This is a genomic window from Mycobacterium sp. IS-1496 (assembly GCF_001499995.1).
In the GTDB taxonomy this organism is placed as follows: domain Bacteria; phylum Actinomycetota; class Actinomycetes; order Mycobacteriales; family Mycobacteriaceae; genus Mycobacterium.
The window spans coordinates 82,126-96,795 of record NZ_LQIU01000001.1 but is presented as its reverse complement, the minus strand read 5'-3'; the positions used below and the strand labels follow the sequence as shown (position 1 = coordinate 96,795).

Sequence of the window (14,670 nt, the reverse complement as noted above, 5' to 3'; positions counted from 1 at the left end):
AACCGTAGTGTCGGCGCGAACATGCTGACACTGAAGGCGGCCGGATACGTCGACGTCGACGCCGGGGAGATCGTCCGCCCCGGCATCGTCCGAATCGACGGTGACCGGATCGTCTCGGTCGGCGACGCGCCGGGCGACGGCGACGAGGTGATCGACCTCGGCGACTCGATTCTGCTGCCCGGCCTGATGGACATGGAGGTCAACCTCCTGATGGGCGGGCGCGGCGAGAACCCGGGCCTGTCCCAGGTGCAGGACGACCCCCCGACCCGGGTGCTGCGCGCGGTGGGCAACGCGCGCCGCACCCTGCGCGCCGGGTTCACGACGGTGCGCAACCTGGGTCTGTTCGTCAAGACCGGCGGCTACCTGCTCGACGTCGCGCTCGGCAAGGCGATCGACGCCGGCTGGATCGACGGGCCCCGCGTCATCCCGGCGGGGCATGCGATCACGCCGACCGGCGGGCACCTGGACCCCACGATGTTCGCGGCGTTCATGCCCGGCGCGCTGGAGTTGACGGTCGAGGAGGGCATCGCCAACGGCGTCGACGAGATCCGCAAGGCGGTGCGCTACCAGATCAAACACGGCGCCCAGCTGATCAAGGTGTGCGTCTCCGGCGGTGTCATGTCGCTGACGGGTGAAGCCGGGGCGCAACACTATTCGGACGAGGAACTGCGCGTCATCGTCGACGAGGCGCACCGGCGCGGGCTGCGGGTGGCCGCCCACACCCACGGCGCCGAGGCGGTCAAACACGCGGTGGCATGCGGTATCGACTGCATCGAACACGGCTTCCTGATGGACGACGAGGCCATCCAGATGCTGGTCGACAACGACCGCTTCCTGGTGACGACCCGGCGGCTGGCCGAGTACATGGACGTGTCCAAGGCGCCGCCGGAGTTGCAGGCCAAGGCGGCCGAGATGTTCCCGAAGGCCCGCACGTCGATCAAGGCTGCGTACGAGGCCGGGGTGAAGATCGCCGTCGGCACCGACGCACCGGCGATCCCGCACGGCAAGAACGCCGACGAACTCGTCACCCTCGTCGATTGGGGTATGCCCCCGGCTGCGGTGCTGCGGGCCGCTACCGTGGTGGCCGCCGACCTGATCGACGTCACCGACCGCGGCCGCCTGGCCGAGGGACTGCTCGCCGACATCATCGCCGTGCCGGGAGATCCGTTGTCCGACATCGCCGTCACCCGGAACGTGAACTTCGTCATGAAAGGCGGAAAGGTCTTCAAGAATGACAGTGCCCATTAGCGAATCGCGTCTCGCCGACCACGTCGAGATCCAGCAGTTGCTGGCCAAGTACGCCGTCACGATCACCCAGGGTGACATCGACGGGCTGATCTCGGTGTTCACCCCCGACGGCACCTACAGCGCGTTCGGCTCCACCTACACGCTGGCCCGCTTTCCCGAACTCGTCGACGCCGCCCCCAAGGGTCTGTTCATGACCGGCACGTCGCTGGTCACCCTCGACCCCGACGACCCCGACAAGGCCACCGGCACACAGCCGTTGTGCTTCATCGAGCACTCCAAACACGACATGCGCATCGGGTACTACAACGACACCTATGTGCGCACCGACGGGGGCTGGCGACTGCGTACCCGGGCCATGACCTTCATCCGGCGCAACGGCGACCACGACTCCGGTCGCCCCCACGCGATCGGAAGGCCCGAGGCCGGATGACCGACCTGCTGGAGCCGGCCGCGTTCCGCTCGGCGCTTCGAAGCTGGCTCGACGAGAACGACCTCACACCCACGGACGACCACTCCCTGGAGGGGCACATCCGCCAGTTCGCCCGGGTGCAGCGGGCGCTCTACGACGCGGGCTGGATGCGGTACGGCTGGCCGGAGAGCGCGGGCGGACTCGGCGGCCCGGCGATCCTGCGGGCCATCGTCGGCGAAGAGGTGGTGGGCCGCAGACTGGCCGAACCGGGGCCGTACTCGATGCTCGAGGTGCTGGCGCCGACGATGATCGACTACGCGTCGGCCGAGTTGGCCGCCGAGATGGTGCCGAAACTGCTCAGCGGCGAAGAACAGTGGTGCCAGGGCTTCTCCGAACCCGGCTCCGGCAGCGACCTGGCGTCGCTGACCACCCGGGCGGTGCAGCAGGGCGACAAGTGGGTCATCAACGGCCAGAAGGTGTGGACCAGCTTCGCGCAGTACTCACACCGGTGCATCCTGCTGACGCGTACGGGAGATGCGAATACGCCCAACCACGAGGCGATCACGGCCTTCTTCGTCGACCTCGACACCCCCGGCATCACGGTGCGGCCGTTGCGGACCATGCACGACGTCGACGAGTTCTGCGAGGTCTACTTCGACGACGTGACCGTCGACGCGAGCCGGATGCTCGGCAAGCCCGGCGACGGCTGGCGGCTGGCGATGGACCTGCTGCCCTACGAACGCTCCACGTGTTTCTGGCAGCGCATCGCCTACCTCTACTCGCGGTTCGACGCGCTCATCGGTGAGGTCAAGCGGATCGGCCAGGCCGTGGACGCGGACATGGGCGACGTGTACCTGGCGCTGCACACCCTGCGCTGCCGTTCCCGCGCCACCCAGCACCGGTTGGCCGACGGCCGGCGGCTCGGGCCGGACACGTCGATCGACAAGGTGCTGCTGGCCGGCGCCGAACAACTCCTCTACGACACCGCGCGTGACCTGCTGCCCGGCGCAGTCGAACTCGACGACACCGAATGGCGCACCGAGTACCTGTACTCACGGGCGGCCACCATCTACGGCGGCACCGCCGAGGTGCAGCGCAACATCATCGCCCGCCGCCTGCTCGACCTCGGGAAGGAGTGATCGTGGACCAGCAGTCACTCGACATGCTCGAAGCGTCACTGCGCAAGACCATGCTGTCGTCGTCGGGCCCCGATCTCGACGCTGCGCTCACCGAACTCGGCTGGGCCGAGATGCTGACCGACATGCCCGAGACGGCGGTGCCGCTGGTGTTCCGGCTGCTCGGTGAAACCGGTTCGCACGCATCGGCTCTCGTGGACGTGGTGTTGCATGCGACCGGGAACACGATCGGCGACACCGTGGAACTGCCCCTGCCGTACGCGGGCAACGCGTGGGTGGTGTGGGACCGGATCGGGACGGCCCCGAACTCGACGCTGGGCGGACTGCCGCTGCGCCGCGAGGAGGAGGGCTATCCGATCCGGGTGGCCGAGGCCCGCCTGGCGGTCGGCTGGTGGCTGGTGGGTTCGGCCAGGGCGATGCTGACGCTGGCCTGCACGCACGCACGCGACCGGGTGCAGTTCGGCAAGCCGATCGCCCAGTTCCAGGCCGTGCGGCACCGGCTGGCCGAGACGCTGGTGGCCATCGAGGGCGCCGAGGCGACGCTGACCCTGCCCGGCTCGGAGAACCCAGACCTGACCGCGCTGCTGGCGAAGGCGGCCGCGGGCAAGGCCGCGCTGACGGCGGCCAGGAACTGCCAGCAGGTGCTCGCCGGCATCGGGTTCACCGAGGAGCACGACCTGCACGTGCACGTGAAGCGGGCGCTGGTGCTCGACGGATTGTTGGGCAGCTCAAAGGAACTCGCGCGCAGGGCCGGCGCGGGTCTGCGGGCGCGCGGCTCGGCACCCCGGCTGGCGAACCTCTAGTCGCCTTTCTCCGCGAGCGTGCGGGTCTGCACACGACGCGCCGCGGATATCGCAGCAGGTTGTGCACGGTCGCGCGTGAGCGACCGTGCACAGCCGCTGATTCATCCACAGCCGGCATCGTCGGGGCTTCCGGAGGTCTGCGGCCGGACTGACGATGGCCAGCATGAACCCCGACCTCCTGCAGATCTTCGAGCGCCAAGGCGGCGTGGCCACCAGCGGTCAAATCCTCAGTCACACATCGCGTTACGAGTTCGACGCGGTGCTCAAGCGCAAGTACGTCGAGCGCATCTGGCACGGCGTCTACTGTCTCGGTGAGCCGACCGACGAGGCACGGCTACGCGGGCTCGACCTGACCAGCGGTGTGACACTGGCGGTGTGCCTGGCGACCGCGGCGGCGCTGTTCGGCTTCGACAACGAGGAGCCCGACGAACTGCACGTGCTCAATCCGCCGGGCCACCAACTGCGTCCCGTCGACGGGTTGGTGGTGCACCGGCGTGACGGCGCCCCGCTGGTGAAGGCCGGTGACCGCTGGGCGACGGCGCCGGCGTGGACAGCGATCGAGGTCGCCCGCGGCCTGCGCCGTCCACGTGCACTGGCCACCCTCGACGCCGCACTGCGCACCGGAGTCGTCAACCGCGGCCAACTGTGGAGCGCCGCGATGGAACAGGCCGGCCGCCGTGGGATCGTCAACGTCCGTAACCTGTTGCCGCTGGCCGACCCGCGCGCGGAATCGCCCATGGAGAGCGAAGCCCGGCTCGCGATGATCGACGGTGATCTGCCGATTCCCGAGCTGCAGTTCGAGATCGTCGACGGTAACGGCGAACTGCGGCGGGTCGACTTCGCGTGGCCGGACCGTCGCGTCGCGGTGGAGTACGACGGGCTCGACTGGCACTGCGGTACGGACGCCATGCGGCGCGATCGTCGCCGTCAGGCCGCGCTGATGGACGTCGGCTGGGTCGTCATCCCGATCGTGTTCGACGACGTCCGCTACCGGGCGAACGAGTTCGTGGCGCGGATCCATGCGCAGCTTCGGCACGCTCGCGCCGCGTGAGCGTGCCGAAGCGGCCGTAGAGCACCCGGTGTGCCGTGCGCGAACACGCACGCTCGCGGTGAAGAGCGGACGCTACTTGACGGTGCTCTTCATCTTGTCGAGATCGACCAGCACCGGCCACCCGCCGACGCTCAGCGCGTTGCCGTGGCCGGTCTGGTGGATGTCGAACACCGACTGGATGGCCGCGTAGAACCCCTGCACGTCAAGGGTCTGGTTGACCGCCCGCTTGGCCTGCCGCAGGGCGAACGGCGGCATCGTGGCGATCTGCTCGGCCAGCGCACGGGTCTCGGTGTCGAGGTCCTCGCGGGGCACGATCCGGTTCACCATCCCGGTGCGCTCGGCTTCCTCGGCAGTCAGCGGACGGCCGGTGAACAGGATCTCCTTGGCCTTGCGCGGGCCCAATTCCCAAGTGTGGCCGTGGTATTCGACACCACCTATACCCATGAGCGCCACCGGGTCGGAGAACAGCGCGTCGTCGGCGGCGATGATCAGATCGCACGGCCAGCACAGCATCAGACCGCCGGAGATGCAGCGGCCCTGCACCGCGGCGATCGAGGGCTTCGGCACGTTGCGCCAGCGCAGCGTGTACTCGAGGTAGCGCTTGGACTCGTGGGCGATGATGAACTCGAGGGTGATCTTGTCCGGCACCGGACCGCCGCCGCGCAGATCGTGACCGGCGGAGAAGTGTTTGCCGTTGGCGCGCAACACGATCACCACCACCTCGGGATCCTCGGCGGCCCGCGTCCACGCCGCGTCGAGTTCGTCGAGCAGTTCGGTGTTCTGCGCGTTGGCGACGTCGGGCCGGTTCAGCGAGATGGTCGCGATCCGGTCGGCGACCTCGTAGTCGATGTACACGTCTCTCCTCTAATTCCTGGGCAACCCGAGCAGTCGCTGGGCGATGATGTTGCGCTGGATCTCCGATGTGCCGCCGGCGATGGTGCCGGCGAAGGTGCGGGTGTAGCGCTCGAACCACCCGCACGAGTAGGCGTCGAGGTTGAGCGGGGTCCACGGCCCGACGGTGGTGGGGTGGGCCAGGCCGTCGACGCCGACGGCCTCCAGTGCGCGTTCGGTGGCCGTCTGTCCGGCCTCGGAGCCGAGCAGCTTGAGCACCGACAGCGCCGCGGCGTCGTCGACTCCCCTGGCCGCCCTCGCGAGCGCGACCGAACCCAGCAGGCGCAGCGCCATCGAGTCCATGACCATCGTCGCGTAGCGGTCGCGGTCCAGCGCGGTGTGCACCGGGAAGTCGTCGACGAGGTCCTGCAGGCGGTCGGCGTAGCTCAGCCACAGCATCGTGCGCTCATGCCCGAGGGACCCGTTGGCCACCCGCCACCCGTCGTTCTCGGGACCGATCAGGTTCTCCGCGGGCACCTCGACGTCGTTGAAGAAGACCTCGTTGAAGTCCAGTTCCCCGGCATCACAGATCGATGCGAACGGCCGGCGGATCACGCCGGGCGAATCGGTGGGGATCATCAGGACGCTGATCCCCCGGTGTTTGGCCGCGTCCGGGTCCGTCCGCACGAACGTGAGGAGGACGTCGGCTTCGCTGGCCCCCGACGTCCACACCTTCTGCCCGTTGACGACGTAGTGCCCGGAGTCCGGTGCGCGCACCGCCCTGGTCCGTAGCGAGGCGAGATCGGACCCGGCGCCCGGTTCGCTCATGCCGAGCGCGGCGGTCATCTCGGCGCGCAGTATCGGCACCGCCCACTTCTGCTGCTGTTCGGGCGTGCCGAAGGAGATCAGCGACGCCGCGATGATCCCCACTCCCTGGGGGTTGAAGCTGTGGTAGATGCGGCGCCGGGACAGTTCCAGCTGATAGGCGTACTGCTGCAGGATGGTGGCGTTGCGGCCGCCGAACTCCGGCGGATGGCCGGGCAGCAGCCAGCCGTTGTCGAACAGCAGGCGTTGCCAGCGGCGCGCCCAGTCGGGCAGGTCCGCCGACGACCGCGGGCGCTGGGTCGCTTCCCCCTCGTCGGGCTGGTTGGCGTCGAGGAACGCCACGAACTCGGCCCGGAAAGCTTCGACGTCGGCGTCGAAAGTCAGTTGCACGGCACTCCCGGGGTCGCTCTCTGGAGAAACGCTTCTCTAATGCGTATTGTGAGAATACTATTCTCGTCATGAGGAAGGCACAATCTCCGACACGTGGGCCGCGAGGGGGGCCAGGACCACAATGCCCAGGCGTTCTCCGGTACAGTTCATCCATGTTCTCCCGAATCGGCCAGGCCACGAGCTGCCGGTGAGTACACCCAGCGAAGAGCCCGCGTGGAAGCAGCGGGCCGTCGAGCGGTCGATCAAGACCGCGAAACTGCGCGCCGCGCAGCGCGTTCAGCGCTTCCTCGACGCCGCTCAGGCGATCATCATCGAGAAGGGCAGCACGGATTTCACCGTGCAGGAGGTCGTCGACCGGTCGCGTCAGTCGCTGCGCAGCTTCTATCTGCAATTCGACGGTAAGCACGAGCTGCTGCTGGCCCTGTTCGAGGACGCGCTGAGCCGGTCGGCCGACCAGATCCGCGCGGCCACCGCCAGCCACACCGATCCGATCGAACGCCTCAAAGTGGCGATTCAGTTGCTTTTCGAGACTTCACGGCCGGATCCCGCCGCCAAACGGCCACTGTTCACCGATTTCGCACCCCGCCTCCTGGTCTCCCATCCGGCCGAGGTGAAGGTGGCGCACGCCCCCCTGCTCGTGCTGCTGGCCGAGCTGATGGAGGAGGCCAGCGCCGCCGGGCAACTGCGCGAGGGCATCAACCCCAAGCGGATGGCCGCGATGACCATGCAGACCGTCATGTTCGTGGCCCAGTCCAGCGGCGGCGCCGACGACGGCTCCATCCACCCGATCACCGCCGACGAGTGCTGGGATTTCGTCGCGCACGGATTCGCCAAGATCTAGCACACCGCCGCCGCACGCAGGCGAACCCAGTTACCTACGGTCGACACCTTCCTCATCGGTGCGGTGGATCGCTCTGCGCATTCTCGCGAAAACGCCGTTCTACTAAGCGGATAGTAGAAATTGCCCGATGTGAGGGCGGCGTTGACACAATTGGGTGCCGGTGGGAAGGTGCTGAGCAGGTGCACAGCGCATGACCGAACGAGGAATCGAGGAACCGATGGCAGGACGGGTAGAAGGCAAAGTCGCATTCATCACGGGTGCGGCCCGCGGGCAGGGCCGCGCGCACGCGGTGCGGCTGGCGCAGGAGGGCGCCGACATCATCGCCGTCGACATCTGCAAGCAGATCGACAGCGTCCGGATCCCGCTGTCGACGCCCGAGGATCTCGCCGAGACCGCCGATCTGGTCAAGGGACTCAACCGCCGCATCTACACCGCCGAGGTCGACACCCGCGACTTCGACGCGCTCAAGGCAGCCGTCGACTCCGGTGTCGAGCAGCTGGGCCGGCTGGACATCATCGTCGCCAACGCCGGGATCGGCAACGGCGGTGAGACGCTGGACAAGACCAGCGAGGGCGACTGGGAAGACATGATCGACGTCAACCTCGGCGGTGTGTGGAAGACGGTCAAGGCCGGTGTGCCGCACATCCTCGCCGGCGGCCGCGGCGGCTCGATCATCCTCACCAGCTCCGTCGGCGGCCTCAAGGCCTACCCGCACACCGGCCACTACGTGGCGGCCAAACACGGTGTGGTGGGCCTGATGCGGACCTTCGCGGTCGAGCTGGGCGCGCAGAACATCCGCGTCAACTCCGTACACCCGACCAACGTCAACACGCCGCTGTTCATGAACGACGGCACCATGAAACTGTTCCGTCCCGACCTGGAGAACCCGGGCCCGGAGGACATGAAGGTCGTCGGCCAGATGATGCACACGCTGCCGATCGGCTGGGTCGAACCGGAGGACATCGCCAACGCGGTGCTGTTCCTGGCCTCCGACGAGGCCCGCTACATCACCGGTGTCACGCTGCCCGTCGACGGCGGCAGCTGCCTGAAGTAGCACCTCTGGCCAACCGGGGACCTCGCCACAGGCGGGGTCCCCGGCTCGCGTTCGGGTCTCGGCGGGTCCATTCCGGCAAAACCGGCGTAGCCACCGCGCCAGGGTGGTTGCATGAACTCTCGCCATTGCGGGGATACCTCCTTTTACGGGCGGGCGAGGACGGAGGTGGGGCGTGAAGCGACTCAACGGCATGGACGCGATGCTGCTGTACAGCGAGACGCCCAACCTGCACACCCACACCCTGAAGGTGGCGATCATCGACGCCACCTCCTACGACGCCACCCACGACAGCCCGTACTCGTTCGCGGTGTTCCGGCGCACCATCGCCCGCCGGCTGCATCTGCTCGAACCGCTGCGTTATCGACTGGTCGACATCCCGCTGCGGTTCCACCACCCGATGTGGCAGGAGAACTGCGACGTCGATCTGGACTACCACGTCCGCACGGTGTCGGTGCCCTCCCCCGGCGGTCGCCGGGAACTCGACGAAGTCATCGGGCGGATCGCCAGCACGCCGCTCGACCGGGACCGGCCGCTGTGGGAGTTCTACTTCGCAGAGGGCATGGCCGACAACCGGTTCGCGCTGATCGGCAAGGTGCACCACACCCTGGCCGACGGGGTCGCGTCGGCGAACCTGCTGGCGCGGCTGATGGATCTGGCGGGCGGCGACGTGACCCCCGAGAGCGACGAGTACACCACCTGTCAGCCCCCGACGAAATCGCAGTTGCTCGCCGAGGCGGGCCGCGACCATCTGCAGAAGGCCGCCGAATTCCCCGGCCTGGTGGGCGAGGCGGTGCGCGGCATGGTCCGGGTCCGGCGGCGTGGGCGCGAGCAGCATGGCGCCGACGAGATGGCGAAGATGTTCCGGACGCCGCCGACGTTCCTCAACCATGTGGTGTCGCCCGGGCGGACCTTCGCCACCGCCTCGGTGTCGCTGGCGGACCTGAAGGAGACCGCCCGGCACCTCGGGGTCACGTTCAACGACCTGGTGCTGTCGATCAGCGCCGGCGGGCTACGCGAACTGCTGCTGCGTTACGACGGCCGCGCCGACCGGCCCCTGCTGGCGTCGGTGCCCGTGGCCACCGACCGCTCCCCCGACCGGGTGACCGGCAACGAGATCAGCGGGCTGGCGGTGTCGCTGCCCGTGCACATCGACGATCCGTTGCGCCGGGTGCGGCTGACCGCGCTGGCCACCAAGCGTGCCAAGGAGGTTCACGACCTGATCGGCCCGCGGCTGCAGGGCCGGATGATGGAGTATCTGCCGCCACCCGTCGCGCCCACCGCGTTCCGCTGGCAGTCCGAGCACGCCGCGCACAACCGCATCATGAACGTCGCGGTGTCGAGCGTGCCCGGCCCACGCGAGCGCGGACACATCGGCGGCGCCGACGTCACCGAGATCTATTCCGTCGGTGTGCTTTCGCCGGCGAGCGCCTTCAACATGACGGTGTGGAGTTACGTCGACCAGGTCGACATCTCGGTGCTCTCCGACGATCAGACCTTCAAAGACATCCACGAAGCGACCGACGCGATGGTGCATGCGCTCGTCGAGATCCGCGAGGCCGCAGGGCTGCCCGCGGAACTGCGCGCGATCGACACCGCGATGGCGCCGGCCACCGCCGCCGTCGGTTAGTCGAGGTGCGCACGCAACTCGTTGCGCAGCACCTTGCCGGTACCGCCGCGGGGTAGTTCGTCGAGGATCACGATGTCGCGCGGCACTTTGTAATTCGCCAGGTTGTCGCGCACGTGCTCCTTGAGCTCGTCGGCGCTGATCGACGCCCCGGCTGCGGGCACCACGAACGCGGCGAGGCGCTGACCGTACTTCTCGTCGTCCACCCCGAGCACCTCGGCCTCGGCGACCCCGGGATGCGCGGCGAGGGTCTTCTCGACCTCGATCGGATAGACGTTCTCGCCGCCGGAGACGATCATCTCGTCGTCGCGGCCGACCACGAACAACCGGCCGTTCTCGTCCAGGTATCCGACGTCCCCCGAGGACATGAAGCCGTCGTGGAAGTCCTTCGTCGAACCGGAGGTGTAACCGTCGAACAGCGTGCCGCTGCGGACGAAGATGCTGCCGGTCTCGCCGGGGGGCAGCTCGCGGAACTCGGGATCGAAGATGCGGATCTCGGTGCCGTCGGCGGCCGTGCCCGCGGTGTCGGGTGCCGCACGCAGGTCGGCGGGTGTCGCGGTGGCGATCATGCCGGCCTCGGTGGCGTTGTAGTTGTTGTAGATGACGTCGCCGAACTGGTCCATGAACGCGGTGACGACGTCCGGCCGCATCCGCGACCCGGAGGCGGCCGCGAACCGCAGCGACCGGCCGCTGTAGCGCGCCCGCACCTCGTCGGGCAAGTCCATGATGCGGTCGAACATCACCGGCACCACGATCAGCCCGGTGGCCCGGTGCTCGTCGACCAGAGCCAGCGTGGCCTCAGGGTCGAACCGGCGACGGGTGACGATGGTGCACGCCAGCAGTCCGGCGAACAACAGCTGCGAGAAGCCCCAGGCGTGGAACATCGGCGCGGCGATGACGGTGGTCTCCTCGGCGCGCCACGGCGTCCGGTCCAGCACGGCCTTGAGGTCGCCCGCGCCGCCGCTGCCCGCAGAACGCTTGGCGCCCTTGGGGGTTCCGGTGGTCCCCGAGGTCAGCAGGATGATCTCGCTGCTGCGTTCGGCGGGCGGGGGGCGCCGGCCCCGGTGCGCGTCGATCAAGCCGTCCACGGTGGTCTCGGCGCTGCCGGGCTCGTCGGTCCAGGCGACGATGCGGACGGCGTCGGGCAGACCGGCCAGGGCGCGTTCGACGGTCTCGCCGAACTCCTCGTCGTAGATCACGACGTCGGCGCCCTCGCGTTCGGCGACCTCGGCCAGGGCCGGGCCGGCGAAAGAGGTATTCAGCAGGAGTGCGTTCGCGCCGATGCGGTTGGCGGCCAACAGGGCCTCGATGAACCCGCGGTGGTTCCGGCACATGATCGCGACCGTGCCCGGCGTTCCGCCGGGCAGGCCCTGCAGCGCTGCGGCGAGCGCATCCGAGTCGTCGTCGAGTTCCTTGAACGTCAACGCACCGCGTTCGTCGATCAGCCCGGGCCGGTCGGGGCAGCGCTGCGCCGCGGTGGCGAAACCGACCGTGGCCGTCACGCCGACCCGGCGCACGGCCGCGCCCATCTTCAGGTAGCGGTCCGGACGCATGGGGGCGATGAGGCGGGCGCGCCACAGCGTCTGCATCAGCCCGAGGCTTGCGCCCACCTTGGCCGCGGTGTCGCCCAGCACCGGGTTCATCCGATCACCGGGAATCGGCGTTCGCGCGCGAGCTCGTCGAGCGCCTCCTGCATCGCCGTGCGCACATGCCTGTCGACTTCGTCCACGTCCGGATCCTCGCCGAATTGTGCGGCGATGTCGATCGGTTCGAGCACCCTGGTCACGACTTTCGACGGCAGCGGCAGGTTGGGCGGGAAGATCGCCGACAGTCCGAACGGGAAGCCGATGCTGACCGGCAGGATCTCCATGCGGATCTTCTTGAGCCCCAGCCGCCGGGCCAGCGAGTCACCGCGGGCGAGGAAGAGCTGGGTCTCCTGTCCGCCGATCGACACCATCGGCACGATCGGCACACCGGCCTCGATCGCGGTGCGGACATAGCCGGTCCGGCCGGCGAAGTCGATCTTGTTCTCGGAGAACGTGGGTCGGTAGGAGTCGTAGTCGCCACCGGGGAACACCAGCACCACCGCGCCCGAGCGCAGCGCGTTTCCCGCGTTCTCGCGGCTGGCCTCGATCACCCCCGCGCGGCGCAGCAGGCTGCCCACCGGGGGAACGAACACACCGTAGTGCGCCAGCGTGTACACCGGCCGGTCGAAGCCGAACTCGTCGTAGAAGGCCGGGGCGAAGATCAGGACGTCGGGTGTGAGCATGCCCCCGGAGTGGTTCGACACCACGAGTGCGCCGCCGGCGGACGGCATCGTGTCCAGACCGCGGACCTCCGAGCGAAAGTAGCGTCTGATCGCGGCACCGACCGTCTTCGCGATCGCCGCGGTGAATTCCGGATCCCACTTCGCGACCTCCGGCCGGTCGGGCGGCACCCGCTTGCCCTCGCCTCGATCTTCGTCGCTCATCGGCTCCCCCTGACGGCTGGCGATCCTTTCGGATCAGCGAATACGTTACTCTCGCTAAAGGAGAACACCATAATCACCTGTTCTGCGTGACGACCTCGTAGGAGAACAATGTCAGACGCGGTGCTCGTTACCGGCGGTTTCGGCCTGGTCGGTTCGCAGACGGTGCGCCGGTTGGCCGAACTGGGCCGGCGGGTGGTCGCGACCGACCTCCAGACGGATGCCAACCGCAAGGCCGCCGCGTCGCTGCCCGACGGCGCCGAGGCGCGCTGGGCGGACCTCACCGACGCCGCACAGGTCGACGGGCTACTCGCTGAGGTGGCTCCGTCCGCGATCATCCACCTCGCCGCCGTGATCCCGCCGCCGATCTATCGCAACCCGAAGGTGGCGCGGAAGGTCAACGTGGACGCCACCGCGACGCTGGTGCGGGCGGCCGAGGCGCTGCCGCAGCCGCCCCGCTTCGTCCAGGCCTCGAGCAACGCGGTGTACGGCGCCCGCAACCCGCACCGGCACACCGACCCGGTCAGCGCGGACACCCCGCCGAATCCGACCGAACTGTACGGCGGGCACAAGCTCGAGGCCGAGGAGATCGTGCGCGCGTCGAGCCTCCAGTGGGTGGTGCTGCGTCTCGGCGGCGTGCTCAGTGTCGACCCGAAGGCCATGCCGTTCACCACCGACGCGTTGTTCTTCGAGAGCGCACTGCCGACCGACGGACGGCTCCACAGCGTCGACGTGCGTGACGTCGCGTGGGCGTTCGCCGCGGCCACCACCGCCGACGTCGTGGGCGAGATCCTGCTCATCGCCGGGGACGACACCCACAAGATCCGTCAGGGCGAGGTCGGGGCCGCGCTCGCGGGCGCCCGCGGGTTGGCCGGAGCACTGCCGCCCGGCCGTCCGGGTGACCCCGACCGCGACGAGGCCTGGTTCATCACCGACTGGATGGACACGGCACGGGCGCAGGAAGCCCTGCAGTTCCAACATCATTCGTGGCCCGACATGCTCGCCGAGATGCGCGGTCAGGTGGGGCTGCTGCGCTACCCGATACAGCTGCTCGCGCCGCTGGCGCGGATATTCGTCGCCCGCCAGTCCGCCTACCGGAACATGCCGGGCAAGTACGCCGACCCTTGGGCCGCGATCCGCTCCCGGCTCGGCGAACCGGGGCTCGACCGGCCCCGCTAACCCGGCCCCAGGGTGGGCGCGCCCGTCCGCGGATGCCGGTACCAGCCGCCCGCCGCGTGCGTGCCGCCGTCGACGTGCAGCGTCTGACCGGTGATGTATCCGGCCAGATCGGACGCCAGGAACACCGCCGCCCCGGCGATCTCGTCGACGGTGCCGGGCCGTCCCATCGGTATCGCGTCACCGATGCCCGCGGGCAGGCCGTCGGGTGACAGCGCCATCAGTCCCTCGGTGACGATGACGTCGGGTGCCAGCGCGTTGACCCGGATACCGTGCTGGGCCAGTTCGAATGCGGCCGTCTGCGTGTAGTTGATGACGCCGGCCTTGGCGGCCGCGTACGCAGCGTATCCCGGTGCGGCACGCACCCCTTCGATCGATGTCACGGTGATGACGCTGCCACCGACCCCGGCGGCGACCATCTTCCGCGCGACCCGCTGCGTACACATCAGGACGTGGCGCAGATTGGCTTTGTACAGTGCGTCCCAGGCGTTTTCGCTGGTCTCCAGCAGCGGTGAGGAGAACGTGCCGCCCGCGTTGTTGACCAGGATCGTCACGGTGCCCAGTTCGGCGGCGGTGCGGTCGAGGGCCGCCGTCACCTGGTCGGAGTCGCGAACGTCGGTGACGATGCCGAGGCCGCCGACGGATTCGGCGGCGGCCGTGCAGCGGTCGGCGTCGCGCTCCCAGATCGCCACCCGGGCGCCGAACGCCGCGAGGCCCGCGGCGATGCCGAGGCCGATACCGGTGCCCCCGCCGGTGACGACGGCGACACGGTCGGTGAGCAGGATGCCGGACGGGTCGATGGCCATGGCGTGAGT

At 68.9% G+C, this 14,670-nt stretch carries 13 protein-coding genes and 2 pseudogenes; 9 read left to right on the top strand and 6 right to left on the bottom strand.

Annotated elements, in window-relative coordinates:
* The first annotated feature begins 21 nt into the window (after positions 1-21).
* From AU195_RS00465 to AU195_RS00445, 5 genes are all read left to right on the top strand, one after another.
* Positions 22-1,248: a metal-dependent hydrolase family protein gene (locus AU195_RS00465; protein ID WP_059157096.1), complete on the top strand. Its 1,227-nt coding sequence runs from the start codon at positions 22-24 to the stop codon at positions 1,246-1,248.
* Positions 1,232-1,678: a nuclear transport factor 2 family protein gene (locus tag AU195_RS00460; RefSeq protein ID WP_059157095.1), complete on the top strand. Its 447-nt coding sequence runs from the start codon at positions 1,232-1,234 to the stop codon at positions 1,676-1,678. Before AU195_RS00465 ends, AU195_RS00460 begins: the two co-directional genes overlap by 17 nt.
* A complete protein-coding gene (locus AU195_RS00455; RefSeq protein ID WP_059157094.1) occupies positions 1,675-2,796 on the top strand; it encodes an acyl-CoA dehydrogenase family protein in 1,122 nt (373 codons plus the stop codon). The genes AU195_RS00460 and AU195_RS00455 overlap by 4 nt, the downstream gene beginning before the upstream one ends.
* Before the next feature lie 23 nt (positions 2,797-2,819).
* On the top strand, positions 2,820-3,596 hold the full coding sequence (locus tag AU195_RS00450; protein WP_172800444.1) for an acyl-CoA dehydrogenase family protein: 777 nt from the start codon (positions 2,820-2,822) through the stop codon (positions 3,594-3,596).
* A gap of 163 nt (positions 3,597-3,759) precedes the next feature.
* Positions 3,760-4,647, top strand: coding sequence for a type IV toxin-antitoxin system AbiEi family antitoxin (locus tag AU195_RS00445; RefSeq protein WP_059157340.1), 888 nt, complete (start codon positions 3,760-3,762; stop codon positions 4,645-4,647).
* Positions 4,648-4,719: 72 nt separating this feature from the next.
* Here AU195_RS00445 and AU195_RS00440 read toward each other — a convergent pair whose 3' ends face one another.
* From AU195_RS00440 to AU195_RS26430, 3 genes and pseudogenes are all read right to left on the bottom strand, one after another.
* Positions 4,720-5,502 (bottom strand): enoyl-CoA hydratase, encoded by a 783-nt coding sequence (locus AU195_RS00440; protein ID WP_059157092.1) that lies wholly within the window; start codon positions 5,500-5,502, stop codon positions 4,720-4,722.
* A gap of 9 nt (positions 5,503-5,511) precedes the next feature.
* Positions 5,512-5,973, bottom strand: a pseudogene (locus tag AU195_RS26435) (acyl-CoA dehydrogenase family protein); the annotation flags it as partial.
* 57 nt (positions 5,974-6,030) lie between these two features.
* A pseudogene (locus AU195_RS26430) lies at positions 6,031-6,693 on the bottom strand (acyl-CoA dehydrogenase family protein); the annotation flags it as partial.
* Between the two features lie 121 nt (positions 6,694-6,814).
* Here AU195_RS26430 and AU195_RS00430 point away from each other — a divergent pair.
* The 3 genes from AU195_RS00430 to AU195_RS00420 all read left to right on the top strand — a co-directional run bounded on the left by AU195_RS00430 (position 6,815) and on the right by AU195_RS00420 (position 10,215).
* On the top strand, positions 6,815-7,534 hold the full coding sequence (locus AU195_RS00430; RefSeq protein ID WP_059157090.1) for a TetR/AcrR family transcriptional regulator: 720 nt from the start codon (positions 6,815-6,817) through the stop codon (positions 7,532-7,534).
* A 217-nt stretch (positions 7,535-7,751) separates the two neighbouring features.
* Positions 7,752-8,588, top strand: coding sequence for a mycofactocin-coupled SDR family oxidoreductase (locus tag AU195_RS00425; protein ID WP_059157339.1), 837 nt, complete (start codon positions 7,752-7,754; stop codon positions 8,586-8,588).
* Between the two features lie 172 nt (positions 8,589-8,760).
* The gene (locus AU195_RS00420; protein WP_059157089.1) at positions 8,761-10,215 is read left to right on the top strand and encodes a WS/DGAT/MGAT family O-acyltransferase; all 1,455 of its coding nucleotides are present in this window, start codon (positions 8,761-8,763) and stop codon (positions 10,213-10,215) included.
* On the opposite strand, the gene fadD12 is transcribed toward AU195_RS00420, so the two are convergent.
* On the bottom strand, positions 10,212-11,855 hold the full coding sequence (fadD12, locus tag AU195_RS00415) for an acyl-CoA ligase FadD12 (protein WP_059157088.1): 1,644 nt from the start codon (positions 11,853-11,855) through the stop codon (positions 10,212-10,214). The genes AU195_RS00420 and fadD12 overlap by 4 nt on opposite strands.
* Complete coding sequence (locus AU195_RS00410) at positions 11,852-12,682, bottom strand: lysophospholipid acyltransferase family protein (protein WP_059157087.1); 831 nt, start codon at positions 12,680-12,682, stop codon at positions 11,852-11,854. Before AU195_RS00410 ends, fadD12 begins: the two co-directional genes overlap by 4 nt.
* Positions 12,683-12,790: 108 nt before the next feature.
* Between AU195_RS00410 and AU195_RS00405 the strand changes: the two genes are divergently transcribed.
* Positions 12,791-13,858, top strand: coding sequence for an NAD-dependent epimerase/dehydratase family protein (locus AU195_RS00405; protein WP_059157086.1), 1,068 nt, complete (start codon positions 12,791-12,793; stop codon positions 13,856-13,858).
* Here AU195_RS00405 and AU195_RS00400 read toward each other — a convergent pair.
* On the bottom strand, positions 13,855-14,661 hold the full coding sequence (locus AU195_RS00400) for an SDR family NAD(P)-dependent oxidoreductase (RefSeq protein ID WP_059157085.1): 807 nt from the start codon (positions 14,659-14,661) through the stop codon (positions 13,855-13,857). The two genes, AU195_RS00405 and AU195_RS00400, sit on opposite strands and share 4 nt — an antisense overlap.
* Positions 14,662-14,670: the final 9 nt, after the last annotated feature.